17 protein-coding genes and 1 pseudogene are annotated in these 24,074 nt (G+C 67.5%); 10 read left to right on the forward strand and 8 right to left on the reverse strand.

All coding sequences use genetic code 11. The features are described from left to right. The first annotated feature begins 35 nt into the window (after positions 1-35). Positions 36-2,150 (forward strand): catalase, encoded by a 2,115-nt coding sequence (locus CEK65_RS12885; protein ID WP_152181989.1) that lies wholly within the window; start codon positions 36-38, stop codon positions 2,148-2,150. A gap of 821 nt (positions 2,151-2,971) precedes the next feature. On the opposite strand, the gene CEK65_RS12890 is transcribed toward CEK65_RS12885, so the two are convergent. After that, a complete protein-coding gene (locus tag CEK65_RS12890) occupies positions 2,972-4,135 on the reverse strand; it encodes a zinc-dependent alcohol dehydrogenase (protein ID WP_152181990.1) in 1,164 nt (387 codons plus the stop codon). A 155-nt stretch (positions 4,136-4,290) separates the two neighbouring features. On the opposite strand from CEK65_RS12890, the gene CEK65_RS12895 reads away from it, so the two are divergent. After that, positions 4,291-4,641 (forward strand): nucleotide pyrophosphohydrolase, encoded by a 351-nt coding sequence (locus tag CEK65_RS12895; RefSeq protein WP_150411117.1) that lies wholly within the window; start codon positions 4,291-4,293, stop codon positions 4,639-4,641. 367 nt (positions 4,642-5,008) lie between these two features. Here the strand turns inward: CEK65_RS12895 and CEK65_RS21000 are convergent. The 3 genes and pseudogenes from CEK65_RS21000 to CEK65_RS12910 all read right to left on the reverse strand — a co-directional run. Next, positions 5,009-5,524: pseudogene (locus tag CEK65_RS21000) on the reverse strand (DUF6496 domain-containing protein); the annotation flags it as partial. A gap of 124 nt (positions 5,525-5,648) precedes the next feature. After that, on the reverse strand, positions 5,649-6,290 hold the full coding sequence (locus CEK65_RS12905) for a phosphatase PAP2 family protein (protein ID WP_226980569.1): 642 nt from the start codon (positions 6,288-6,290) through the stop codon (positions 5,649-5,651). Positions 6,291-6,576: 286 nt separating this feature from the next. Beyond that, positions 6,577-7,980 carry a DUF763 domain-containing protein gene (locus CEK65_RS12910; RefSeq protein ID WP_152181992.1) on the reverse strand — a complete coding sequence of 468 codons (1,404 nt, stop codon included), beginning with the start codon at positions 7,978-7,980 and terminating at the stop codon, positions 6,577-6,579. A 403-nt stretch (positions 7,981-8,383) separates the two neighbouring features. Between CEK65_RS12910 and CEK65_RS21340 the strand changes: the two genes are divergently transcribed. Further along, positions 8,384-9,340 (forward strand): DUF4291 family protein, encoded by a 957-nt coding sequence (locus CEK65_RS21340; protein WP_343192914.1) that lies wholly within the window; start codon positions 8,384-8,386, stop codon positions 9,338-9,340. Positions 9,341-9,550: 210 nt separating this feature from the next. After that, positions 9,551-11,833 carry a glycoside hydrolase family 3 N-terminal domain-containing protein gene (locus CEK65_RS12925; protein ID WP_152181994.1) on the forward strand — a complete coding sequence of 761 codons (2,283 nt, stop codon included), beginning with the start codon at positions 9,551-9,553 and terminating at the stop codon, positions 11,831-11,833. A 375-nt stretch (positions 11,834-12,208) separates the two neighbouring features. Here CEK65_RS12925 and CEK65_RS12930 read toward each other — a convergent pair whose 3' ends face one another. Together CEK65_RS12930 and CEK65_RS12935 are read right to left on the reverse strand one after the other, a co-directional pair. After that, a complete protein-coding gene (locus CEK65_RS12930; RefSeq protein WP_152181995.1) occupies positions 12,209-14,725 on the reverse strand; it encodes an excinuclease ABC subunit UvrA in 2,517 nt (838 codons plus the stop codon). Positions 14,726-14,849: 124 nt separating this feature from the next. Next, positions 14,850-15,491, reverse strand: a complete 642-nt coding sequence (locus CEK65_RS12935; protein ID WP_152181996.1) for an HD domain-containing protein — start codon at positions 15,489-15,491, stop codon at positions 14,850-14,852. Positions 15,492-15,718: 227 nt separating this feature from the next. On the opposite strand from CEK65_RS12935, the gene CEK65_RS12940 reads away from it, so the two are divergent. The 6 genes from CEK65_RS12940 to CEK65_RS12965 all read left to right on the forward strand — a co-directional run bounded on the left by CEK65_RS12940 (position 15,719) and on the right by CEK65_RS12965 (position 20,480). Beyond that, on the forward strand, positions 15,719-16,180 hold the full coding sequence (locus CEK65_RS12940) for a GNAT family N-acetyltransferase (RefSeq protein WP_152181997.1): 462 nt from the start codon (positions 15,719-15,721) through the stop codon (positions 16,178-16,180). Between the two features lie 152 nt (positions 16,181-16,332). After that, positions 16,333-16,593, forward strand: coding sequence for a hypothetical protein (locus CEK65_RS12945; RefSeq protein ID WP_226980570.1), 261 nt, complete (start codon positions 16,333-16,335; stop codon positions 16,591-16,593). Positions 16,594-16,671: 78 nt separating this feature from the next. Continuing rightward, complete coding sequence (locus CEK65_RS12950) at positions 16,672-17,094, forward strand: hypothetical protein (protein ID WP_152181999.1); 423 nt, start codon at positions 16,672-16,674, stop codon at positions 17,092-17,094. Between the two features lie 64 nt (positions 17,095-17,158). Further along, positions 17,159-17,890 carry a hypothetical protein gene (locus tag CEK65_RS12955; RefSeq protein WP_226980571.1) on the forward strand — a complete coding sequence of 244 codons (732 nt, stop codon included), beginning with the start codon at positions 17,159-17,161 and terminating at the stop codon, positions 17,888-17,890. Between the two features lie 23 nt (positions 17,891-17,913). Further along, positions 17,914-18,654, forward strand: a complete 741-nt coding sequence (locus CEK65_RS12960) for a hypothetical protein (RefSeq protein WP_152182000.1) — start codon at positions 17,914-17,916, stop codon at positions 18,652-18,654. A gap of 5 nt (positions 18,655-18,659) precedes the next feature. Further along, complete coding sequence (locus CEK65_RS12965) at positions 18,660-20,480, forward strand: XVIPCD domain-containing protein (protein WP_152182001.1); 1,821 nt, start codon at positions 18,660-18,662, stop codon at positions 20,478-20,480. Positions 20,481-20,644: 164 nt separating this feature from the next. Here CEK65_RS12965 and CEK65_RS12970 read toward each other — a convergent pair whose 3' ends face one another. Together CEK65_RS12970 and CEK65_RS12975 are read right to left on the reverse strand one after the other, a co-directional pair. Next, positions 20,645-20,941 (reverse strand): hypothetical protein, encoded by a 297-nt coding sequence (locus tag CEK65_RS12970; protein ID WP_226980572.1) that lies wholly within the window; start codon positions 20,939-20,941, stop codon positions 20,645-20,647. 348 nt (positions 20,942-21,289) lie between these two features. Next, positions 21,290-24,067, reverse strand: a complete 2,778-nt coding sequence (locus tag CEK65_RS12975; protein WP_152182003.1) for an SNF2-related protein — start codon at positions 24,065-24,067, stop codon at positions 21,290-21,292. Positions 24,068-24,074 lie beyond the last annotated feature (7 nt).

Genomic DNA, 24,074 nt, shown 5'->3' on the forward strand with positions numbered 1-24,074 from the left:
ACACCTTCTTCCGCCACGCACCGGAGCGATCTCCCATGGCCAGCCGCAAGCGCACGCCCAGCGATTCCGCATCGTCCACCGCCCTCGCCTCCACCGCCGCGCCCGCCGATCAGCGCGGCCATGGCGACGAACTGCACCAGCAGGCCGGCGGCACGCATCCGCCGCTGACCACCAACCAGGGCATTCCGGTCGCCGACAACCAGAACTCGCTGCGCGCCACGCCGCGCGGGCCGACGTTGCTGGAAGACTTCATCCTGCGCGAGAAGATCACCCACTTCGATCACGAGCGCATTCCCGAACGCATCGTGCACGCGCGCGGCAGCGCCGCCCACGGCTACTTCGAACTGACCAAGTCGCTGGCCAAGTACACCACTGCCTCGCTGCTCACCGAGGTCGGGGTGAAGACGCCGGTGTTTACCCGCTTCTCCACCGTCGCCGGCGGCGCCGGCTCGGTGGACACGCCGCGCGACGTGCGCGGCTTCGCGGTCAAGTTCTACACCAAGGAAGGCAACTGGGACCTGGTGGGCAACAACATCCCGGTATTCTTCATCCAGGACGCGCTGAAGTTCCCCGACCTGATCCACGCGGTGAAGATGGAGCCGGACCGCGGCTTTCCGCAGGCGGCCAGCGCGCACGACACATTCTGGGACTTCGTCTCGCTGATGCCCGAATCGCTGCACATGATCATGTGGGCGATGAGCGACCGCACCATCCCGCGCTCGCTGCGCATGATGGAAGGCTTCGGCATCCACAGCTTCCGCCTGCTCGACGCCGAGGGCCGCAGCACCTTCGTCAAGTTCCACTGGCGGCCGAAGCTCGGCCTGCAGTCCACGATCTGGGACGAGGCGGTGAAGCTGGCCGGCGCCGACCCGGACTTCCACCGCCGCGACCTGTTCGAGGCGATCGAACGCGGCGACTTCCCGGAATGGGAACTGGGCGTGCAGTTGTTCACCCAGGAACAGGCCGACGCCTTCCCGTTCGACCATCTGGACGCCACCAAGCTGATCCCGGAGGAGCTGGTGCCGCTGCAGATCGTCGGGCGCATGGTGCTGGACCGCTGGCCGGACAACTTCTTCGCCGAAACCGAGCAGGTGGCGTACTGCCCGGCCAACATCGTGCCCGGCATCGACTTCTCCAACGACCCGCTGCTGCAGGGCCGCCTGTTCTCGTACCTGGACACCCAGCTCAGCCGCCTGGGCGGGCCCAACTTCCACCAGTTGCCGATCAACGCGCCGAAGTGTCCGTTCGCCAACATGCAGCGCGACGGCCACATGCAGATGGGCGTGCCCAAGGGCCGCGTCGCCTACGAACCCAGCTCGCTGCAGGCCGACAGCCCGCGCGAGACCGCGCGCGGCTTCGTCAGCCACCGCACCCAGCCCGACGATGGCGCCAAGGGCCGCTTGCGTGCCGAGAGCTTCGCCGACCACTACAGCCAGGCGCGGATGTTCTACCGCAGCCAGACGCAGCCGGAACAGGCGCACGTGGCCTCGGCGCTGGTGTTCGAGCTGTCCAAGGTTGAGACCGCGCACGTGCGCGAGGCCGTGGTCGGGCATCTGCGCCACGTCGATCCCAAGCTCGCGCAGCGCGTCGCCGATGGGCTGGGCATGGATGCGCTGCCACCGGCACCGCCGGCCGCGATCGCACCGCAGGACCTGCCGCTGTCGCCGGCGCTGCAGTTGATCGGGCGGATGAAGCCGACCCTGCAGGGCCGCGCGATCGGCATCCTGATCGACGAGGGCTCGGACGCGAAACTGGTGCGCGACCTGCGCAAGGCCGCCACCGACGCCGGTGCCGCGGTCAAGATCGTCGCGCCCAGGCTCGGCGGCGCCGTCCTCAGCGACGGCAAGCGCCTGGCCGCCGACGGCCAGCTGGCCGGCACACCCTCGTTCGTGTTCGACGCGGTGGCGGTGGTGCTGTCGGCCGAGGCCGGCAAGCGGCTGAGCAAGGAGTCGGCGGCCATCGACTTCGTCAGCAACGCTTTCGCCCACCTCAAGGCGATCGCCGCCGACGCCGGCGCGCAGCCGCTGCTGAAGGCCGGCAATGTGCAGAAGGATGCCGGGGTGGTCGAAGCCAGCGACAGCAAGGGCTTCGTGACCGCGGCCAAGACCCGCCAGTGGAGCCGCGAGCCGAAGCTGCGCCTGCTGGCCTGAGCAGGGCAGCGGTTTCCGCCATGGCGCCGCACGGCTGGCGCCATGGCGATGCCGGGAAAGCTGACAGGGCGCCGGCTTCACGCGGAACCCGGGGCCACACGCTGGTCGCGATCCAGGATCTTCGGCACGCTGGCACTGCCATCGCCCCGGGGCAGCCACGCCCTCGCCTGATAGTCGCCCCCGCGCGTGCTCCGGACTGCCGTGCCGCACAGGCACCGATACGACCGCGAGGCGATCGGCGCCCGTCGCCACCGCCCCGACTACGCCCCCGATATGCCCCCTGCGAGGTCACGGCACAGGCCCCAAGGTGCGGCCCACTGGCGGCCGCAAAATCGCCTGGTCAATTTTTCGCCACCCCTCTTGACACTGTTGTGTCACGGGCCGGCATTGGCCTTATCCACAACCTTATGCAGAAGTCATCCACACCCCCTGTGGACAAGCCGCCGATGCCACCCTCACCGCACCGGAACATCCAAGTCATTGATTCGTGGTCAAAAAGCTTGTCACGCACTTGACAAGAAGCGGGCGGGCCACTCCCGCGTGGGCGCCTGACAGCGACGGCGGGAAAAACTTATCCCGAGCCTCGGGGCGGCGCGTCTACATCGGAGCAAGGTGAAGGAGGCGTGAAATCTTCACCTGCTCGCGACGGACGGTTGGCGCTATGTCCCCCACTCGCGCCAGGCAGGCCGAACACCGATGCCCGGGCGCGCAGGACCGCCTCGCAGGTGGTGCAACGCACCATGCTTTACGCCCGTTCCGACACCTTCAGGCGCGGGCCCGGGGCCGGGTGACCCGCCATGGGGCACCCGGCCACACCACGGTCACGGCGTCAGGATCACCTTGCGGCAATCCTGCTCCTTCTTGTCGAAGATCGAATACCCCTGCGCCGCCTCGGCCAGGCTCAGACGGTGGGTGATGATCTCGTTGGGCCGCAGCCGGCCCTCGCCGATGTGCTCCAGCAGTTCGGGCATGAAACGCTGCACATGGGTCTGGCCCATCTTGAAGCTCAGCCCCTTGTCGAAGGCGTCGCCGAACAGGAAACCGTGGATGAAACCGGCATACACGCCCGGCACGCTGACCGTGCCACCGCGGCGGGTGGCGGCGATGCACTGGCGCAGCGCCGTGCCGCTGCTGCCTTCCAGCTTCAGCGTGGCCATCACCGTCTCCACCGTGCTGCCCTTGGCCTCGAAGCCCACCGCGTCGATGCTGGCATCCACGCCACGCCCGTCGGTCTGGCCGACGATGATGTCGGCCGGATCGTCGATCTCCTCGAAGTTCAGCGGAATCACCCCGTAGGTGCGCTGGGCGAAGTCGAGCCGGTACGGATAGCGATCGACCATGAAGATCCGCTCGGCGCCGAGCATGCGGCAGCAGGCCGCGGTCATCAGCCCGACCGGGCCGGCGCCGAAGATCGCGACGGTGCTGCCCTGACGCACGCCCGCGTTGACCGCCGCCTGGTAGCCGGTGGGCAGGATGTCGGACAGGAACAGCACCTGCTCGTCATGCAGCACGTCCGGCACCACCAACGGGCCGACATTGGCCTTGGGCACGCGCACGTACTCCGCCTGGCCACCGGCCACGCCGCCGTACAGATGGCTGTAGCCGAACAGCGCCGCCGGTGGGCGGATGCCTTTCTGGTTCAGCGCCGCGCCCTTGCCGGGGTTGGTGGTCTCGCAGGCGGCATATTCGGTCAGGCGGCAATGGAAGCACTCGCCGCAGGCGATCACGAACGGGATCACCACGCGGTCGCCCTTCTTCACCCGCTGCACGTCCGGGCCGACGTCTTCCACCACGCCCATGAACTCGTGCCCGAGCACGTCGCCGGTGTGCAGATCGGGAATCTTGCCGCGGTACAGATGCAGGTCCGAGCCGCAGATCGCGGTGGCGGTGACGCGCAGGATGATGTCGTCGGTCTCGACCAGCACCGGGTCGGGAACGGTTTCCACGCGCACGTCCCGGGTGCCGTGATAGGTCAGAGCTTGCATGGGTAGGTCCTTTCGTCTGCGAACACGTGCCCGCAGTGTCGCCGCCGATGCCGTGCATCGTCGGTGACCACGCCGTGAGTCCGATGTCGCGACCGCAGTGCCTGCGCGCGTGATTGCTGCTTTACCATGCGCCGTCCCCACTGCGAGCCGATGCCATGCCCGACAGCCTCCACGACCTGCAGGCCGCCCAGCGCGCCTTCGCCGACGCCCGCGACTGGGGTCAGTTCCACAGTCCGCGCAATCTCGCCGCGGCGCTGTCGGTGGAAGCGGCGGAATTGCTGGAGCACTTCCAGTGGCTGGACGATGCGCAGAGCAAGCAACTGTCTGCAGAAAAAAAGCAGCAGGTCGGCAGCGAGATCGCCGACGTGCTGCTGTATCTGGTGCAGTTGTGCGACAAGCTGGAGATCGATCCGATCGACGCCGCGCAACGCAAGATGCTGGCCAACGCCGCCAAGTATCCGGTGGAGCGCGCCAAGGGCCGCATCACCAAGTACACCGAACTGTAAGACCACGGCGAGTCGCGCCGATCGCGGATGCGTCGACGCGCGGCGGTGGCATCCGCCGCCGCGCGCCATGGAGCGACTAGCCGCTCGAGCGCGAACTGCGTGTGCGCGCGGACGACGTCTTGCCTGCGCGCTTGCTGGTCGTGCGTTTGCTGGATGCGCTCTTCTTCGCTGGTGTCTTCCTGGCGACCGCGGTTTTCGCCGTCGACTTTTTCGACGCTGTCTTTCTGGATGCCGTCTTCTTCGATGCCGTCTTCTTGGTCGCAGTCTTCTTTGCCGAAGAAGTCTTGCTCGCCGCCTCCTTGCTCGCGGCCTGCTTGGCCGTCGTCTTCCTGGCCGAAGCGGTCTTCGCCGTGCGCTGCTTCGCGGCAGCCGTTCGCGTACCGGCCTGTTTGGCCCGGGTCTTCGCAGCCTTCTTGGCCGCGCTCTTGCGCACCGTCGCCCCCTTGGTCTGCGCGGCCTTCTTCGCCGCGGCCGAGCGGCTGCTGGCGCTGCGCTTCTTCGCTGCGCGCTTGGTCTGCGTCGACAGCGCCTGGCTGCCCACCGTCTGCGTTGCGCTCTTGCCCTTGCTGGCGGTCTTCAGCGCCTTCTTGGCGCCGCGCGAGCGCGTTGGCGACGGCTTGGCCTGCTTGCCGCCCTTGGCCTCTTCCTGCGCAACCTTCTTCCTGGTGGCTTTCGACGCGGTCTTCGACGCGCCGGTCTTGACCCCGGCGCGGCGCGCCTTGGACAGGCCGATGGCGATCGCCTGCTTGGTCGACTTCACCTGGGTCTTGCCCTCGCGCACGCGGTCGATCTCCTCGCGCACGAACTCGCCGGCCTGGGTCGTGCCGGCCTTGCCTTCGCGCTTGGCGCGGCGCGCACGGGTGGTGGTGGATTGCTCCGGCATCGATACATCTCCTGAAAGCGGCCACGACGGCCATCGGCTCCGGGTGTAGCAACGCGCAGGTCAAGAGCAGGCATACGACAGGCGAAGCGCACGTGCATATGCCTGCACGCGGAAGACGGCGCCATCAGCTGTCGCGACCGCACAACGCCGGCGAATAGGTCTGGATGGCATGCTGGATCGACGCGTGTCGTCCGTACATCAACGTGCCGACCAGGACCACCGACACAATGGCGTACATGCGCAGGCGCGCGGGCAACTGCGGCGCACCGCGCCACTGCAGATAGCACGCCGTCGTCGCGGCCCCGACCACCACACCGGCAGCGACCTCGGACAGGCTGTGCGCTCGCGCGTAGACGCGGGCAATGGCGATCACGCTGGCGATGGCGAAACCGCAGGCGATCGCAAGCCGCGGCCGCGGACGGGCGCGCAGGCACAGCATGCAGACCATCGGCCATACGCAGGCGGCGAGCATGGTGTGTCCACTGATCACCCGGAACTGCAGCGCGCGCAGCTCCACCCCACAGCCGGCGTAGAGAATCTTGGTCGCCCCGACCAGGGCCGCGGCGCTCGCCAGCAGGCCAAGCCACGTCGCCGCGGCACGCCATCCCGCGCTACCCAGCGCCAGCCACAGTGCGCAGACGAGCGCGAGCGGCAGCGTCATCGCCGCGTCGCCGAAGTTGCTGATGGCAGACCACATGCTGGGGAAAACGTCCTTCTGCGTACGCGTCGTTCGGAGCCAACGACGCCGTGCGCCGGGGGCGGCCATGATACGGGCGATCGCTCGAACGGGAGGAACCTGGCACGCGCTCAGACCGCGTTCCCTCCTCCGACCAGCGCTATCGCATGACAGCGGACTCCCGGAGAGGCGCAACCGTGATCTTGTGCGCGAGTGCCGACGGCAGCGCTGACCACAAGTCCCTGCTTGTGGGAGGGACTTCAGTCCCGACTGCAACGAGGTCGGTTGCGCAGATGGACTTGCACATTGCGGGCGAATCGCCGTCGACGCCTGCGCGACACCCGACAGCCGGTTCGATCGCGTCGTACCCAGGCCACTAGCCGAGCGCTCGCTTTGCGCGTGCGGCGCGCCGCTCCGCCACAGCCTCCGGCGCCGGCGCCGGCTCCCAGCCGAACACACTGCGCCCGCCATAGGCGTGCGACTGCGCGCGTTCCTCGGCGATGTAGTCGTCCACCGACGGCCCGCGCGCGGTCGGTTCGAGCAGGCGCGCCTGCGCGTCCAGGCGGCGGATCGCGTCCAGTTTCTCTTCGCGGCCCAGCTTGGCCTGCGCCACCGCCGTCTTGAGCACGCCGATGGTGTGGTCGTAGACCCGCGTCGGCACCGGGAACGGATGCCGGTCCTTGCCGCCATGGGCCAGCGAGAACCGTGCCGGATCGCTGAAACGGCACGGCGCGCCGTGCAGCACCTCGGCCACCAGCGCCAGCGCGCGCACCGTGCGCGCGCCGACGCCCGGCACCTGCAGCAGGTCGGCGAAATCGCGCGGGCCGCATTCGGCAGCGGCGACCAGCGCACCGTGCAGGCGCCGCACCACGATGTCGCTGCCGCGCACGTCGTGGTGGTCGGGCAGCGACAGATGCGGCAGGTCGGCCGGCCTGCGCTCGGGCACCGTGGTGGCCGCCGGCGCGAACAAGTCGCCGGTCTCCGCGAACAGCGCATCGGCGGCCGGCGCGGTGGCGCCCCGCCCCTGCGCGGCGTGGGTCGGCGCCGCGGCGGCCGATGCCGGCGTCTGCGCGGCCTCCAGCGCAGCGTATTCGCGGGCGATGCGCTCCGGTGCCAGCGTCTGCAGCAGCTCCACCTGCGCCGCACGCGCGGCGGCGGCGCGATGATCGGCGAGATTGACGATGCGGCCCTGGCGCGGGCCGTCGATCGCTGCATGCGGTGCATCGACGAAGCTGCTCAGGCCTTCCGACAGCCAGTGATAGCGGCGTGCCTGCTTGCGCGCGCCGTGCATGCCCTGCTGCACCACCACCCAGCGCCCGTCGTCGCTGACGATGAAGCCGTGCAGGTACAGGTCGAAGCCGTCCTGCACCGCGGCGCTGTCGACCTTGGCCACCAGGCGGCTGACCCGCGCCAGGTCCGCGCCGTCCAGGCCGGTGCGCTCGCCCACCGCCTGCAGCTCGTCCGGCGTGGCCCGCGAATGCCGCCCGCGGCCGCCGCACACGTGGATGCCCAGTTCGCCGGACAGCGGCGCCAGGCCGCGCTTGAGCGCGCCCAGCACGCTGGTGGTGATGCCGGAGGAATGCCAGTCCATGCCCATCACCGCCCCCAGCGACTGGAACCAGAACGGATGCGCCAGGCGCCGCAGCAATTCGTCGCGGCCATAGCTGTGCACGATGGCCTGGCACATCACCGCGCCGAGCCGGGTCATGCGCGCGCCCAGCCAGTGCGGCACGCGACCGCCGTGCAGGGGCAGATCGGCGCTGCCGGAACGTCGGCTCATGGGGGCTCCGAGGAACGGGGTGCACCAGGGTAGCCAGTGCGGGTCTCAGCGCGCGAGTCTGGAGGCGAGCGCAGGCTGAGTGATTCAGTGCGGCCGCACGCGCGAAAGCACCCAGGGCGCTGCATGGATCGGCCCTGCTCGTTGCGTGTCCCGCTGGGCATGCCTTTCGACGACGCCGGCGGGCAACTGGATCCCACAGGAAGTCAGCGCCGCTCTCACGGCGGCAAGCACCTCCGCGCAAGCGCGCCTGCCATCGAGGCTTCAGCCCTGAGAGGAGGCGTTACGGCTGGCGTCCCGATCCAGGCGAACGCATCGCGCGGCATCCAGCCGATACGAGAAACGCGGCAGCGGATCGACGACGTTGCTGCGACGACGTAGGCTGCGCGACGCTGCATCCCCTTCCTTGCGCTGCCTGCAGCTCACCTGGCCGCGCCAGTGCCGTGACGTCCTGTCGTGCTTAGACACCGATGCGATCGATGTCTACCAGGTGGATCGCCCTGCGATTACGCCGTTCGCCTTGGACCACCGGCGCTTCGGCGGCGAGTTCAGCTACGACCGGATGAGCTGGATCAAGCCGAGTTTCCTGTGGACGATGTACCGCGCCGGTTGGGCGCAGAAGCAAGAGCAGGAACGGATCCTGGCGATCCGGCAGCCACGCGCCTGCTTCCACTACGCAAGCACTACCGGCACCGCATCACGCACCCGGCGCGCGACACGCGCCGGGCATAATGCGCCTCAGGTCGACTGTCGCCACACGCCCGATGTCCTACGCCACCCTCCGCAAGCTGCTCGCCTCCTGGGGCGAACTGCGTCCGCAACCTGCATCCGACTGGCAGGGCACGCTGCCGCTGCCACAGGTGCTCGCCGACTTTTATGCGCAGGTGGGGCCATGGGGCGACATCCGCGACGCCACGGCCGGCCCGACCGGCCTGTCGCTGCAACTCGGCGGCAACCCGCTCGACATTCCGCCGTTGTGCAAGCTGTGGGCGCTGCAGGCCGGCTACCGCTGGAACGCGATCGACGGCAAGCCCATTGCCGCCTGGCACGACCACTGGCTGGTGATCGCGGACCAGGGCGCGGACCCTGTCATCCTCGACACCGCCAGCGGCGGCGTGCTGTTCGCGTTCCACGGGGCCGGCGCATGGCGCCCCCGACCGCTGGCCGCCAGCCTGGAGATCGCATTCGGTGGTCTGGCGACCATGGCCAACACCATGGCCGAACTCGGCGATGCCGCATTCGACGACAGCGCCGCGCTGTGCGCCACTGCCCGCAACGCGGTCGCCGCGTCGCTGGCCGCCTATCTGGGCAGCGACGTCGAGGCCGCGCGCTTTCTGGAAACGCTGGATTGGTAGCGGGCTGAGCAAGCAAGGCGCGGCCGCGCCAAGCGCGACGTCTACGCCCAGATTGGCGACGGCATCGCCCCTGCCGGTCGCCCCATCGCGATCACGCGGCTGCCTGGTGATGTTCCAGGGAGCGCGCCTGCCGACCCACGATTATCGTGCACCGCATCACAACTTCTCGCTCCCGATGAGGTAGCGTGACCATCGGGGTCCAAACAGGGGATTTGCCGATGACGTTTCGTACCACGCGGCGCGGGCTGTTGCTCGGCGCCGGTTCGTTCGCGTTGCTGTCGCACGTGCCGATGGGCCTGGCCCTGCCGCGTACGCCGGCGAAGACGCCGGCCTTCATCGATGCGCTGATCGCGCGGATGACGCCGGAAGAGAAGGCCGGCCAGCTGACCCTGTTCGGTTCGGCGCAGCAGACCGATGCGGCGGCCGCCGCCAATCCGGTCAACGTGCGCCCCACCGCCGAGGGCCAGTTGGCCGCGGCGCGCGCCGGACGCCTGACCGGCATCTTCAACGGCTCCAACGTGCGCTGGCACCAGCAACTGCAGCAGGCCGCGCTGGAGAGCCGGCTGAAGATCCCGATGCTGTTCGCCGCCGATGTGATCCACGGCTTCACCACCGTGTTCCCGGTGCCGCTGGGCGAAGCCGCCAGCTTCGAGCCGGAGCTGGCGCAACGCACCGCGCGTGCCGCCGCACTGGAAGCCAGCGCGGTCGGCATCGACTGGACCTTCGCGCCGATGGTCGACATCGCCCGCGATGCGCGCTGGGGCCGCGGCGTGGAAGGCAGCGGCGAGGACGTGCTGCTGGGCCGGCGTTTCGCCGAGGCCCGCGTGCGCGGCTTCCAGGGCGAGGGCATCGACCATGCCGATGCGCTGGCCGCCTGCGCCAAGCACTTCGCCGCCTACGGCGCGGCCGAGGCCGGCCTGGACTACAACACCGTCGACATCTCCGAGCGCACCCTGCGCGAGGTGTATTTCCCGCCGTTCCAGGCCGCCTTCGGCGCTGGCGCGGTGACCACCATGGCCTCCTTCAACGAGCTGTCCGGCGTGCCCGCCACCGCCAACACCTGGCTGCTGAGCCAGGTGCTGCGCGGCGAGTGGAACTACAGCGGCCTGGTCGTCTCCGACTACACCGGCGACCTGGAACTGGTCGCGCACGGCTACGCCCGCGATGCGCGCGACGCGGCGCGGCTGGCGTTCCTGGCCGGCGTGGACATCAGCATGCAGAGCGGGCTGTACCTGCAGCACCTGCCTGGCCTGGTCGCCGACGGTGCGGTGCCGATGGCGCGGCTGGACGACGCGGTGCGCCGCGTGCTGCGCTTCAAGGCCGCGCTGGGCCTGTTCGACGACCCGTTCCTGCGCATCGTGCCCGAGCGCGCGCAGGCGCGGCAGCGGCGCCCGGAGACGCTGGCACTGGCGCACGAGGCCGCACGCAAATCGGTGGTGCTGCTCAAGAACGAGGGCGAACTGCTGCCGCTCAAGCGCCAGGGCCAGCGCATCGCGCTGATCGGGCCGATGGCCAGCAACTGGGTGGAGAGCGCCGGACCGTGGACGCTGTTCGGCGGCGACGACAGCGGCAACGACCTGGCCACGGCCCTGCGCGCGCAATTGGCCGATCCGGCCGCGTTGCAGGTGGTGGAAGGCTGCGCGTTCGAACACGCACTGCCGGGCGGCGTGCAGGCGGCGGTGGCCGCGGCGACCGCCGCCGACGTGGCGATCCTGGCGATCGGCGAACCGCTGCGCTACTCCGGCGAAGCGCAGTCGCGCACCGACATCAGCATCCCCGGCGCGCAGCAGTCGCTGCTGGCCGCCGTGGCGGCCACCGGCACGCCGGTGGTGGTGGTGCTCAGCAATGGCCGTGCGCTGGTGCTCGACGGCGCGGTGCTGGACGCGCCGGCGATCCTGGTCAGCTGGTTCCTCGGCTCGGCCTCCGGCCCGGCGCTGGCCGACATCCTGCTCGGCGTGCACGGCCCCTCCGGGCGCCTGCCGGTGAGCTTCCCGCACGAATCCGGGCAGTCGCCGTACTACTACGCGCACAAGCCCACCGGTCGCCCGGATCCGCGCCCGAACGCGCTGACGCCCTTCACCACCCACTACCGCACGATCTCCAACACCGCGCTGTTCCCGTTCGGCCACGGCCTGACCTATGGCCGCATCGAATACGGCGAACTGACCTTGAGCACGTCGCGGCTGGCCGCCGGCGGCACGCTGAAGATCGCCGCACGCATCCACAACCGCGGCCACCGCGACGCCGAGGAAGTGGTGCAACTGTACGTCCGCGACCGCAGCGCCAGCATCACCCGCCCGGTGCGCGAACTGAAGGATTTCCGCAAGGTCGCGGTGCCGGCCGGCGGCAGCGCCAGCGTGGACTTCGTGCTGCGCCGCGAGGATCTGCTGTTCGTGGGCCAGGCGCTCAAGCCGACGGTGGAACCGGGCCAGTTCGATCTGTGGGTCGCGCCCTCGGCGCAGGCACCGGGGCTGACGGCCAGCTTCGAACTGCTGGGCTGATCGCCGCAGCCTCGGCAACCGCTGGCGGTGGCGGCCACGCGGTCGCCACCGTGGCCCGCGCGTGGCCAACGTGGGCGGCGTTTCACGTCGGCGGCACTGCGGGCTGTCGCGTCACAATGCGCGATGCGCGATGCGCGATGCGGCATGGGACCTCATCGCGGGAGCGGCTCCAGGCGGTTTTCAGACTACACGGAGCCCTTCCCGCAGAGCCGTGCGAAGCCTTACCCGGGTGCACTGTGGGAGGGACTTCAGTCCCGACGCTTTGCAGGGTCAGGCACCCGGCAGGCTTCGCTCGCTGCGACTGCATCATCGTGCATTCCGGCATGCCCTCGCCGTGTCGGAACTGACGAAGACCACGCGCCGCGACGCGCGCGACTACCCCGCCAATTCCGCAGCCAGGAAAGGCGCCGTTCGGCTGCCTGCATGCGTCGCCACCACTCCCGGTACGCCCGCCGCCACGACCTTGCCGCCCGCCCCGCCCGCGCCTGGCCCCATGTCGATGATCCAGTCGCTGGCCGCGGCCACGCGCATGTCGTGCTCCACCGCCACCACGGTGTTGCCCGCCTCCACCAGCCCGCGCAATTGCCGCAGCAGCGTGTCCACGTCGGCCGGATGCAGGCCGGTGGTGGGTTCGTCCAGCACGTACACGGTGCCGCGGCGCTGTGCGCGCTGCAGCTCGCTGGCCAGCTTGATCCGCTGCGCCTCGCCGCCGGACAGTTCGGTGGCCGGCTGGCCCAGGCGCAGATAGCCCAGACCCACCTCCATCAGCACCTGCAGCGGCCGCGCGATCGCCGCATCGTCGGCAAAGAAATCCAGCGCCTGCGCCACGGTCATGCGCAGCACCTGTGCGATGTTCTGGCCGCGCAGTTCGATCTCCAGCGTCTTGGCGTTGTAGCGCGCGCCATGGCAGGTCGGGCACGGCGCATACACGCTAGGCATGAACAGCAGCTCCACGCTCACCGCGCCCTCGCCTTCGCAGGTCTCGCAGCGGCCCTTGGCCACGTTGAACGAAAAGCGCCCGGCGTCGTACTTGCGCTTGCGCGCTGCCGGCGTGGCCGCAAAACGCTTGCGCACATGGTCGAACAGGCCGGTGTAGGTCGCCAGGTTGGAGCGCGGCGTGCGCCCGATCGGCGCCTGGTCCACCTGCACCAGCCGCCGCACGTGTTCCAGGCCGCCGGCAATGTAGCCATCGGTGGCGACACGCGCACCGCGCTCCAGCGGATCCAGTTCCTCGTCCGCCTCGGCCGGCGCCTGCCCCAGTTGCGTGCCCAGCAATTCCACCAGCGCCTGGCTGACCAGCGAGGACTTGCCCGAGCCGGACACGCCGGTGACCGTGGTGAACACGCCCAGCGGGATGTCCACGTCCAGCGCGACCACGTTGTTGCGGCTGACCTCGCGCAACTGCAGCCAGGCCTCCGGCGAGCGCGGCGCATGCGCAGCGGCGTGCGGTTCGGCGAACAGGTAGCGGCGCGTGGACGAGGCCTGCACCTGCGCCAATCCCACCGGCGGACCGCTGTACAGCACCTGCCCGCCGTGCTCGCCGGCACCGGGGCCGACATCGACGATCCAGTCGGCATGACGGATCACGTCGATCTCGTGCTCGACCACGAACAGCGAATTGCCCGCGCCCTTGAGCTGGTCCAGCGCGCCCAGCAACGCCTGCGTGTCGGCCGGATGCAGGCCTGCCGACGGCTCGTCCATCACGTAGACCACGCCGAACAGTTGCGAGCGGATCTGCGTGGCCAGGCGCAGCCGCTGCAGTTCGCCGGGCGACAGCGTCGGCGTGCTGCGCTCCAGGGTCAGATAACCCAGGCCCAACGCCTCCACCACCTGGATCCGCGCCAGCAGGTCCTGGGCGATGCGCTGCGCGGCCAGCGCCTGCTCCGGATGCCGCGATCGGCCCTGCATGCGGCCTTCCGCCGCGGGCCGCAGCAGCTCGGCCACCTCGCCGAGCGGGCGCTGCGACAGTGCGCCGATGTCCAGCCCGGCGAAGGTCACCGACAGCGCCTCGCGGCGCAGCCGCTTGCCGTCGCAACTGGGGCACGCGGTGCTGATCAGGTATTGCGCCACGCGTTTCTTGATCAGCGCGCTCTGCGTGCTGGCGAAGGTATGCAGCACGTAACGGCGCGCGCTGCTGAAGGTGCCCATGTACGCCGGCTCCTGCTTGCGCTTGAGCGCACGCTGGGTCTCGGCCAGGGTGAAGCCGGGATACACCGGCACGGTCGGTTGCTCGTCGGTGTACAGGATCCAGTCGCGGGTCTTCTTCGGTAATTTCGCCCACGGCACGTCGACATCGTGGCCGAGCGTGGTGAGGATGTCGCGCAGGTTCTGCCCGTGCCAGGCCGGCGGCCACGCCGCCACCGCGCGCTCGCGGATGCTCAGCGAACGGTCCGGCACCATCGACGCCTCGGTCGCGTCGTAGATGCGCCCCAGCCCATGGCAGGTGGGGCAGGCACCGGCCGGCGTGTTCGGCGAGAAGCCGTCGGCGTGGATGATGTCCTGCCCCGGCGGATAGGTGCCGGCACGCGAATACAGCATGCGCAGCGAGTTGGAGATGGTGGTGACGCTACCGACCGACGAGCGCGTGCTCGGCGCGCCGCGATGCTGCTGCAGCGCCACCGCCGGCGGCAGGCCGTCGATGGCGTCCACGTCGGCCACGCCGGCCTGGTCGATCAGGCGCCGCGCATACGGCGAGATCGAATCCAGATAGCGCCGCTGCGCCTCGGCGAACAGCGTGCCGAACGCCAGCGACGACTTGCCCGAACCAGACACGCCGGTGAACACCACCAGCGCATCGCGCGGCAGCTCCACGTCCACATCCTTGAGGTTGTGCTCGCGCGCGCCACGGACGCGCACGAAGCCGGAAGCGGCGAAAGCGGGAGGCGTGGACATGGGCAGGACCGGCAACGCGAAGGAGCGCGCAAGCTTAGCCGGTCGGCTGCCATGGGCGTGTCGCGGCGACTTTGCTGCGGCGTGTTCGGTAGCGTAGCGGCACGCAGCGCCGTTGAGGCGGAGATCAACCCACCACGGGCGCCGTCAGCGTGTCGGCATCCTCAGCGCGCGCCGCCAGCGCCTGCATCCGCGTCACCGCACTGGCGAACGCGCGCAGCACCGCCACGCCGCGTTCGGCATAGATCGCATGCAGCGCCTGGTAGTACCACAGCGTGCCGTCGCGGCCGGCGGTGAAGCGCTCGAACACCGCGGTGCCGACCTCGGGGTCTTCCAGGTCGGCGACGATGCTGCGCGCGTTGTAGAGCTTGTCGCAGGCCGACACCAGCAGCACCGCGTCCGGGGCCTCGGCCAAGTGCGCCAGGTACGCCTGCTTGCGGATGCGCCAGTCGCGGCGCTTGGCCGGCACGTCCGCGGGCACCGCCTTGCGCTCGGCCGTGGCGTCGGTACACGCCATCACCATGTCCGCCACCACCTCGCCGAACTGCGCGCGGATCACGCCCTCATGGCCGGCGCCGCAATCCTCCACCACGTCGTGCAGCAGCGCCGCGATCGCCTGGTCCTCGTCGCCGCCGGCCTCCAGCACCAGCGTCGACACGCCCAGCACGTGGCTCAGATACGGCACCGTGCCGCCCTTGCGGAACTGGCCGGCGTGGGCGATGCGCGCGTAGTCCACGGCGCGCGCGTAACGTTCGGTGAGAGCGGTCATGCGGCGATCCTGACGGAACAGTCCGGCATTATCGCCAAACTTGTCGGCGTGAGCGCGTGGAGACGCGGGTGGACGTGGCTGCTGTTCAAGCCGCGTGTGGCGTCCCATTGCATGCGTGATGGGCCGACAGCCCGCACGGACGCGGGCTGCCGCGCAGCCCTGCCCTGGTCCAGGCGCGTTCCCCGCTTACACTTCCCTGTTCACGCACCACCGCAACGCTCGCACGCATGAACGTCCGTCATCTCGACCAACACGCCCCGGAACTGCCGCAGATCGCCGCCTGGTACCACGCGGCCTGGGGTCGCGAGGCCGGCTTCTCGCTGGACGACGAACTGCGCCAGCTCCAGCGCGCCCCGGATGCGCACGGCCTGCCGCGCGTGCTGGCGGCCTTCGACGGCCGTCGACTGATCGCCGCCGTGCAGCTGAAATACCGGGAAATGGACGCCTTTCCGCAATATCCGTACTGGTTGGGCGGCATGTACGTCGCCGATGCCTATCGAGGGCGCGGCATCGCCGGTCGCCTGCTCGCCCATGCCCTGGCCGACGCCGCGGACCTGGGCCTGGACGCCCTGTACCTGCAGACCGAGCACTTGGACGGCGGCCTGTACGCACGCCACGGCTGGCAGCCCGTGCAGGAAGCCGATTCCTACGGCAGCCGCGTGTTGCTGATGGTCCGCCAGGTCGGCTGAGCCAACGCCAGCGGGACCCGGGGCGCCTGCACATTACTTTTCCCCCGCGCCGCGTTAACGTGGCGCTTGGAAAGATAGGGCGTCAGCCACCAACCGACCGACCGCTCGATCGACAGACACGCATGAACGCAGCGCCGAGGATGCAACCCACCATGATCACCGACACCGTCCACGCCGTGGACGACACCGCCACCGACAGTGCCCCGACCCCGCCCGCACGCCGCGCCGCCGTCTCCGGCCGCGCCGCCGCGCACAGCGTGTACCGCTCGCCGCTGTCCGCCGACAACGCCAGCGGCGACGCCCTGCGCCTGCGCGAACAACGCGCCAAGCGCGCCGCACAGGTCGCCGCCGTCGGCACCGTCGCCGCCCTGGCTGCCGTGGCCCTGATCGCCTGGCGTCGCGCACGGCGCTGACCGCGCAACAGCCCAAGACGCATCCGGCATCATGCGCCGAGCAGGAAGCTCGCCACCGCGCACGCAAGGAACGTCCTCATGACGCCATGGCACCGCATCGCCCAATTCGCCGGCCTGGCGCTGGTCGCCAGCGCATGCAGCATGCCCTCTGCCACCCGCAAGACGCCCACGGCCTCGGCGGTGATGAGCGTCCCGGCCGAGCTGCCCAACCAGCGCCTGTTCGACTGCGCCGAATCCAGCATCGCCACCCTGTCGGAGACGAGCAGCTCCTGGCCCAAGGTCACCCGCGAAGACCCGGCGCGAGGCATCCTGGAATCGGGCGATTTTCCGGAAACGAACCGCAGCGGTTTTCGCCTGCGCCTGGAGCGCCCACCGGGCGCCAACCAGGCCAGGCTCGCCCTCAAGGGCGCCGGCGCCTATTTCGTCGACCTGGGTGTCGACAAGGCGATGCAGGATCTCAAGATCGCGCTGGACCGCTGTATCGCCGCGCAATCGCAGTGAGCCCGAATAGGACACGGCAGTTCTGCCGCCCGCGCCATCACAGCGATCAAGGAAGGACATGACCATGCCCAGTTACGCCATCGAAGCCCGCTCGCTCGGCGTCATCGGCATCGCCGGCCACGCCTTCTGGGTGTTACGGGACGAACACGGCAAGGCCGTGGCGGAACTGCATGGCCTGGCCACCGATCGCCAGACCGGCCAGGCCATCCCCATCGGCACCCACGCCACCCGGCACTCGCTGCGCGCCTGGCACCACCCGCACGATCCTGCGTACGCCCGCTCCATCGGCGAAAAGGTCGACAGCACCAGCTACATCCGCGACGGCCAACCGGCGCGCACGGTCGCCACCGGCGACAAGCACGAGATCCTGGAGCGCTGGAACACCGCGGTGCGCGCCGTGCAGGAACTCAACGCCCAGGACCGCGACTATCCGAACTACGGCTTCAAGGTCTTCGGCGAGACCATCAACAGCAACTCCGCCTACCGCACCTTCGGCGAACTAATGGATGTGCCGGTGCAGCGCTTCCCTAGGCGCCTCGAACCGGGCATCGGCAACCGCATGCTGTCGCCGGAACGCACCGAGGAGCTGCGGTATCACGCAGCGGAGGGGCAGGAAAGGCAGCACTTACCGGATCCCACACGTGCCGACCACCCCGATGACACAATGGTCCAGCAGATCCGCAGCGTCGGCCCTAAACGCCCTGAACGGAAGGCGATCCGTGCCATCCCCATGGTCTACGACATCAGCCCGGCAGCGCAGTACCCTATCGAAAGCGGCAAGCCAACGAGCTATTAACGCTTATGCAAAGCAAATGGTGGATGCGTATGCACCATTGCTCCGATCAAAAAGAAGACATCCATGGGACACCCAAACATAAACGTTTGAGGTCGACGTCGTTGTGCGGCGCAAGAAGAAGCAACGTCCAGGCCAGCAAAAATGGAGCAGGCAACGTGAAAGCAACTTCAACGATTCCATTGGCCATAGCAATCATCTTTCTATCAACATCCTGCGCAACCACCGGCTTGGCAGCCAACGAGCGACAAGCAGGAAACATGAAGGAGCACACGGAAATGACGCCAGCCGAACTGGGCCATCGCTTCCTAGCGATGATAGAGACTATCGACAAATTCGATGACCTGTCCGCGGAGTCGCTGCAACGGCTCATGGACGTCCCATTCACCAGGGATGAAGCGAAAAATTCCGGGTTCTACGTACTGAATTCCCAAGAAAACTGGAAGTACAACCTCACCTACAACTTCGACGAGAAATTTCCAAGATACTCGAATGTAAATCTGGAAATATCCGCAGCAGGAGGTACAAATGAAGCAAATTCACCGCCATGCGACCTGATATTGAAAAACTACGATGACTCCTTGAAGAAGCACGGCTTCAAGCCCGAGCCAACGTCCTACAACGAGTTCGGCTGGGCGCTTTCCTTCTATTATTCGCGCAACGATCTTTACATCCAAATCATCCCCCAGAACAAAGCACTGAAGTCTCCAGACGCACCTGGCGGAACCTGCATCGAAGCGATCAGCCTCCACAAACTAGAAGGGTGACGACAATGCCAGAAGCTAACGCACAGTTGCAGGCGGCCTTGGCGCGATTCGGCAGCCAGCCCGGAGTCACCGCCGATCAGGCAGCACAGTTGCGCGCAACCATTGCTGCAGATCAGGACCTTACACAGCGCCTGAATCAAGAAGCTGCCAACGGTCATTTGAGCGGCTTCGCATTGAGCCAAAGCGGCTCCCAATCGTTGATCGGGTCTTACGACAAGTCGTCCGGGGTTGTCACCCTTCCCACACTCCAACCCGGCTCCGCCGCTGCAGAAGATTTGCGCGGTACTCTGCGTCTGCAGGAGATGAGCATACGCTTCGCTCACACCACCTATGTAGACGCCAACCAGCAAAGCCATGCGGTGACCCAAGACATGGTCACCAATCTGCAAGCGACGATCAACAGCTCGCCCGCACTGGCCACCGAAATGAAGCGAGCGGTCACCACGATCGACAGCAACACCAGTAGCAACCGGCAACAGCACATGTTGCTTGAGAATTTTGCACCTCTTAGCGGAACTGTCGCAGGCGGAACCTTCAATCCTGCAAACAAGACGATGAGCATCCCGCCTACTACGCTGGGGCAATCGCCAAGCCGGTTCAATCAGAACGGCGCTACCGACCTGACATTCGTACTGGGCCACGAGACCCAACACGCCTTCAATCAAGTGCCGATGGTCGGCGCCTATCGTCAATTCGATTCCGCCGTGAAGGCGATCGCCAGCGACAACAATCCGATCAACGACTACACGGTTCCTATCGAAAACCTGGTTGCAAGAAACCGGGAGGATGAGGCCAAGGCACAAATTTCGGGCTGGAACGCATTGATCGATCGAGAGCGTCAGATCAACCCTCAGGTCGATCTGACCGCCATGAAAGGCATTCCGAATAGCCGCATCAAGGACTTTGTCGAAGCAGACCCGGCCAATCCTAGTCAAGCCAGAGCACGACCAGGACTCAGCTTCAATGCGGACGGTTCGCTCCCGATGACGCCGGAGAACATTGCCGCACAAGGGCACTACTACTTCGACAAGCTTCCCAAAGGCACGCCTGGCCTGTCAGTGGATCAGACAACCGGCATCGGCTATCACGGCGACTCGGACTACCCCAATTACTACGGCGCCTTGGCACTGAGCCGCGCGATCAAGATCGACAGAGAAAACGCGCACTCCATCCGCGGCGTCGCGCCGCAAATGCATCTGAACATGCAACGCCTGCACTTCAATGAGACCTTGCTGGAGCGCAACGGCATCGCTTTGCCGCAAGGCAGCACAGCCACCCCTCAGGCGTTCTGGGATACCAGTACGACCCCGCCAACACCCGGCCTGCTGCAACACACCCAGGATTCCCACCAGCACATCAGTCCAACGCCCGAGCTCGCCCCGTCGCAAGCAGGACGCACCCAGCCGGGCGACCCTGGACATCCCGACACCCCGTTGTTCGAGAAGATTCGCGATGGCGTGCGCGGGCTGGATCAACAAGCAGGCAAACCGTGGGACGAGAACAGCGAGCGGCTGAGCGCAAGCCTGTTGCTGCTGGCGGGCGAAAAGGGATTCACGGCGAGGGACGACCTGAAGATCGCCGCCAACAAGCCAACCGCCACCTTGGGCAGCGGCGAGGTGGTGCACCTGTGGCGCACCGGCCACCCATCGCCCGACCCCGCCGCACACCGAGCGCACATGCCCATACAGGACGCGCTCGCGGTACCGGCGGAACAGCGCTTCGCGCAACTGGAGGCGGTGCAGCAGCAAGTCAGGTCAGAGGAACTGCAACGTAGCCAACAGCAGGAGACCGTGCAGGCGCAGTCGGTGCCGGTGCGTTCGATGTAGTTGCCGCACGCCCTCTTCACATGTATCAGTGCGGACACGGCATCGGCCCGGCCGCGGTGGCGCCGGTAGCCGCAAGCGACGGGCTGCACAACAGCGGCGACTCCGTCGACCGGAGACTGCAAGCATGGGCGAATGGCGACTCGCCTACCGCAGAGGAGGACCCGTCATGGCGCCCCGCTATCGGCGCCGTAGCCCTGTGGCTGATACGGAGACTGACGCTGCGCCGTCCACGACACCTCGCGTAGCACCATGTCCATCTGCTCCGCGAGCAATTCCATGCACACCGCTAGCTCGCCCGCTCGCACCTTCGGCGCGGCCTCCCGCTCTTCGGCCACGCTGCGTGGCTCTGCCAGTCTTGCGAGGAACTTGATGAACTCGCCCAGCCGCACCAGCTGGAACTGGCTTTCTTCGGGCAGAAAATAGCCCGCCATTTCAAGATCGTCCGCTCTGTATTCCGACATCGTCGCCTCTCCTTCCATGAAGTGGCCGTCCGCCGCAAATGGCGGACGGGAAGTCGGGAGGCTAGAAACCGCACACAGCCGGCGGGCTTATTCCCCTTGCGGGTGTTGTATTCACCGCCCTCCCGACACAGACGTTGCGTCGGTTGCACCTGCCTAAAGCATGCAAGCACAAAAAAACCCACCGGTTTGTCGGAGGTGGGTACCGCTGTGTGCGGAGTTTCTAGGCTCCGTGAGGAGAGCGTGCTACCAATTAATCGTCTCGTCAATCCCTTAGGCCTCGCCTCGAAGGCTGTGGCCACCCCACATAGCCACAGCCTTCAAGGCCAGCCAATTCGCCTGCTACAAGCATCAGTTCTCGCTTACGGCGATTTCGACGTAGCCGATCAGCTCCGCCGAATAGCTGCCGTCCCCGCTCGCCGCCCCTTTATGCTTCAGCTCCCGTTGCAAGGTCGGCTCGACCACCCCGGAAAACAAGTCGATCCGTTGCTCCGGCTGGAAAGTCCGCGTGGCGGATGGCGCTCGCAGGTACTTCTCGCATAGGCGCTCGACCGCTGGAACGCGCGTGCCGTCCTGCTTGACGGCGATGGGCTGCACCACCACGCGGCGCTCGCCCTTGCCAGCGGATGCTTCAACCAGCCACAGCGACAGCAGCACTGGCTCGTCGACGTCGCCGGACACGGCGATGCCGACTTCCTCCGGCGGCACGCTTCGCCAGCGACCCAACTCGTCTTGCACCAAGGGGTGATCCAAGCCCATCAGCTGCAGATCGTCCTGATTGGTCGCGGCTTCGCGGCTCAGTGTGAAGCGGGCGCGGCGGGTACCTTCGGCGGTGACGAGGTCGTAGGTCGCATCGTCCACTTTGACCAACTTCTGCTGGCGATCCGCGACCGCCGCTGAGAGGAAGCGCACCAACCGATCCAGACCAGACGACACGTCCGAGAAGGGCTTGTAGTCGTCGAGACTGAATCCGTCGAGATTTTGGAACAGGTCGAACACCACCTGTCGCGCCTCGCGGGAGTTCGACAGCGCCGCCTCCAGCTCTACCTGCGTGCGCTTCAGCTCCGGGTCGGACAGCGCCTCCTGGTACAGGCGGTCGTAGTTCAAGCGTTCCGACAACTGCCCCAGAATCTGCGCACGCAGGTCTTCGGCCACATTGCCCTGCTCATCCACCTTGCCGACCGTGCGCGCGATCTCGGTCAGCTTCTCGTCGAGCAGCAAAAAGATGCGGCCTTCGATGGTGTCCGACAGCACGAGGTTGTAGACCTGCGCGGTATGGCTCTGGCCGTAGCGATGGATGCGCCCGATGCGCTGCTCCATATCCATCGGGTTCCACGGTAGGTCGAAATTGAACAAGACGCGGGCGAACTGCAGGTTGATGCCTTCGCGCCCGGCCGCCGTGCAGACCAGCACGCGCGGGCCGTCCTTCAGGCGGAAGCGACGCTCCGCCGCCACCTTCGCACCGTGATCACCGCCGCGCAGCACGGCGACGCCCTGGCCGGGAAAGGTCTGCTCGATCTCGCGGGCGATCATGTCCACCGTGCCGAGGTAGGTGGCGAAGATCACGATCTTCTCGTTGGGGTTCTGCCGCCACAGCGTGCCCAAGCCGTCGAGCAGCTTTTGCATCTTGGTTTCGCGCTCTGTCGGGAACACGCGCAGCAGGTCGCCGATGCGCAGGCGTTCCTCCGGCAGATGCAGGTCCACCACCGCCGACGCGGCTTCTTCGGCGTGCGTGGCCGAATACTCGCTGCCGTAAGGGTCTGAAGCCATCTCCAGCGCCTCTTCGTCCAGCTTCTTGACCAGCCGGTACTTCAGATCGGCCAGCACGCGATCTACCTCGCTGCGCCCGACGCTGTCGCGGGACAGGTTGAACTCCTGATGGATCAGTTCTCGCGCTTCCTCGGTCAGGCGCTCACGGCCTTCGATGTCCAGTTCCTTGTCGCGCAGAAACGCTTCGTGCAGCGTGAGCATCAGCAGGCGGCGCTTGAGCGTGCGACGCACGGCAGCGAAGCTCGATGCCGCGATCTTCTGGAAAATCGCCATCAGGAAGCCCAGCGCACGCCCCTGGTTGCCTTGGCGGCGCGCGAGGTCGAAGCCGTCCTCCAGGTACTCGCGTAGCTTCTCGTAGAACAGCCGCTCCGCTGGGTTCATCACGAAGGATTCGGTGTGAACCCAGCGCCGCGCGAACAGCGGCGAGCCATCGGGCTGACAGGCGTCTGCCTTGGTGCGGCGGAACATTACGGTATTGAGCCGGTGCCGCTCCTCCAACATCTCCTCGGGGCTGCGGAACAGCGTCGGGTTCAGCAGTTGCGCCAGCATCCAGAACTGAAAGTGATTGCCCTGGTGCGGCGTGGCCGATAGCAGCACGAGGTCGCGCGAGTGATCCTTCAGCGCTTCGGCCAGCTTGTAGTTCTCGGTCTTTCGCACCTTGCCGCCCGTCTTGTAGGCCGTGAGGTGATGCGCTTCGTCGAACACCACCAGATCCCAGCGCGGCGCATCCAGCAGGCGCTTGATGCGCTCCGGCCGCTTCAGCGTGTCGATGCTGGCGATTAGCCGGTCGTGCTTGGCGAATGCATTGGTCTTGCGGTCGGTGATGTCGCCCTCGGAGCCGAACACCTCGAAGTCGAGGTTGAACACCTCGTTCAGCTCGCGGTGCCAGTTGTTCACAAGGCCCGCAGGCACCACCATCAGCGCACGAGTCAATTCGCCCCGACTGGCCAACTCGCGCAGGATCAGCGCGGCTTCGATCGTCTTGCCCAAACCCACCTCGTCAGCGATCAGGTAGCGTCGGGGCGAGGCGGTGGCAATGCGGTGCGTCAGCACCACTTGATGCGGCAGCAGGTCGATCTTGGCCGAGGTCAGCGCCGAGGCGCTTTCCATCACCGGCAGCGCGTGCGCCTCGTAGGACAGCCATGCCTTGCGCGAGCGCTCCGCGCCGCCATCCACGGCGCGCAGGATGCGCTCGGTGCGCGTGAGCTCGCGCCGCAGCGACGCCACCGGCACCCGGCGTTCGCCGACGCCGAAGAACGCGCGCAAATAGCCGTCACGCGCCGGGTCGAGGACGACACCCTGTCCGTACTCGTGGTGAGTGATGCGCTCGCCGGGTTGGAACTGAATCTCTGCCGTCACGCAGCCA

The sequence above is a fragment of the Xanthomonas sp. LMG 12459 genome (assembly GCF_009192905.1).
Classification (GTDB): Bacteria; Pseudomonadota; Gammaproteobacteria; order Xanthomonadales; family Xanthomonadaceae; genus Xanthomonas_A; species Xanthomonas_A sontii.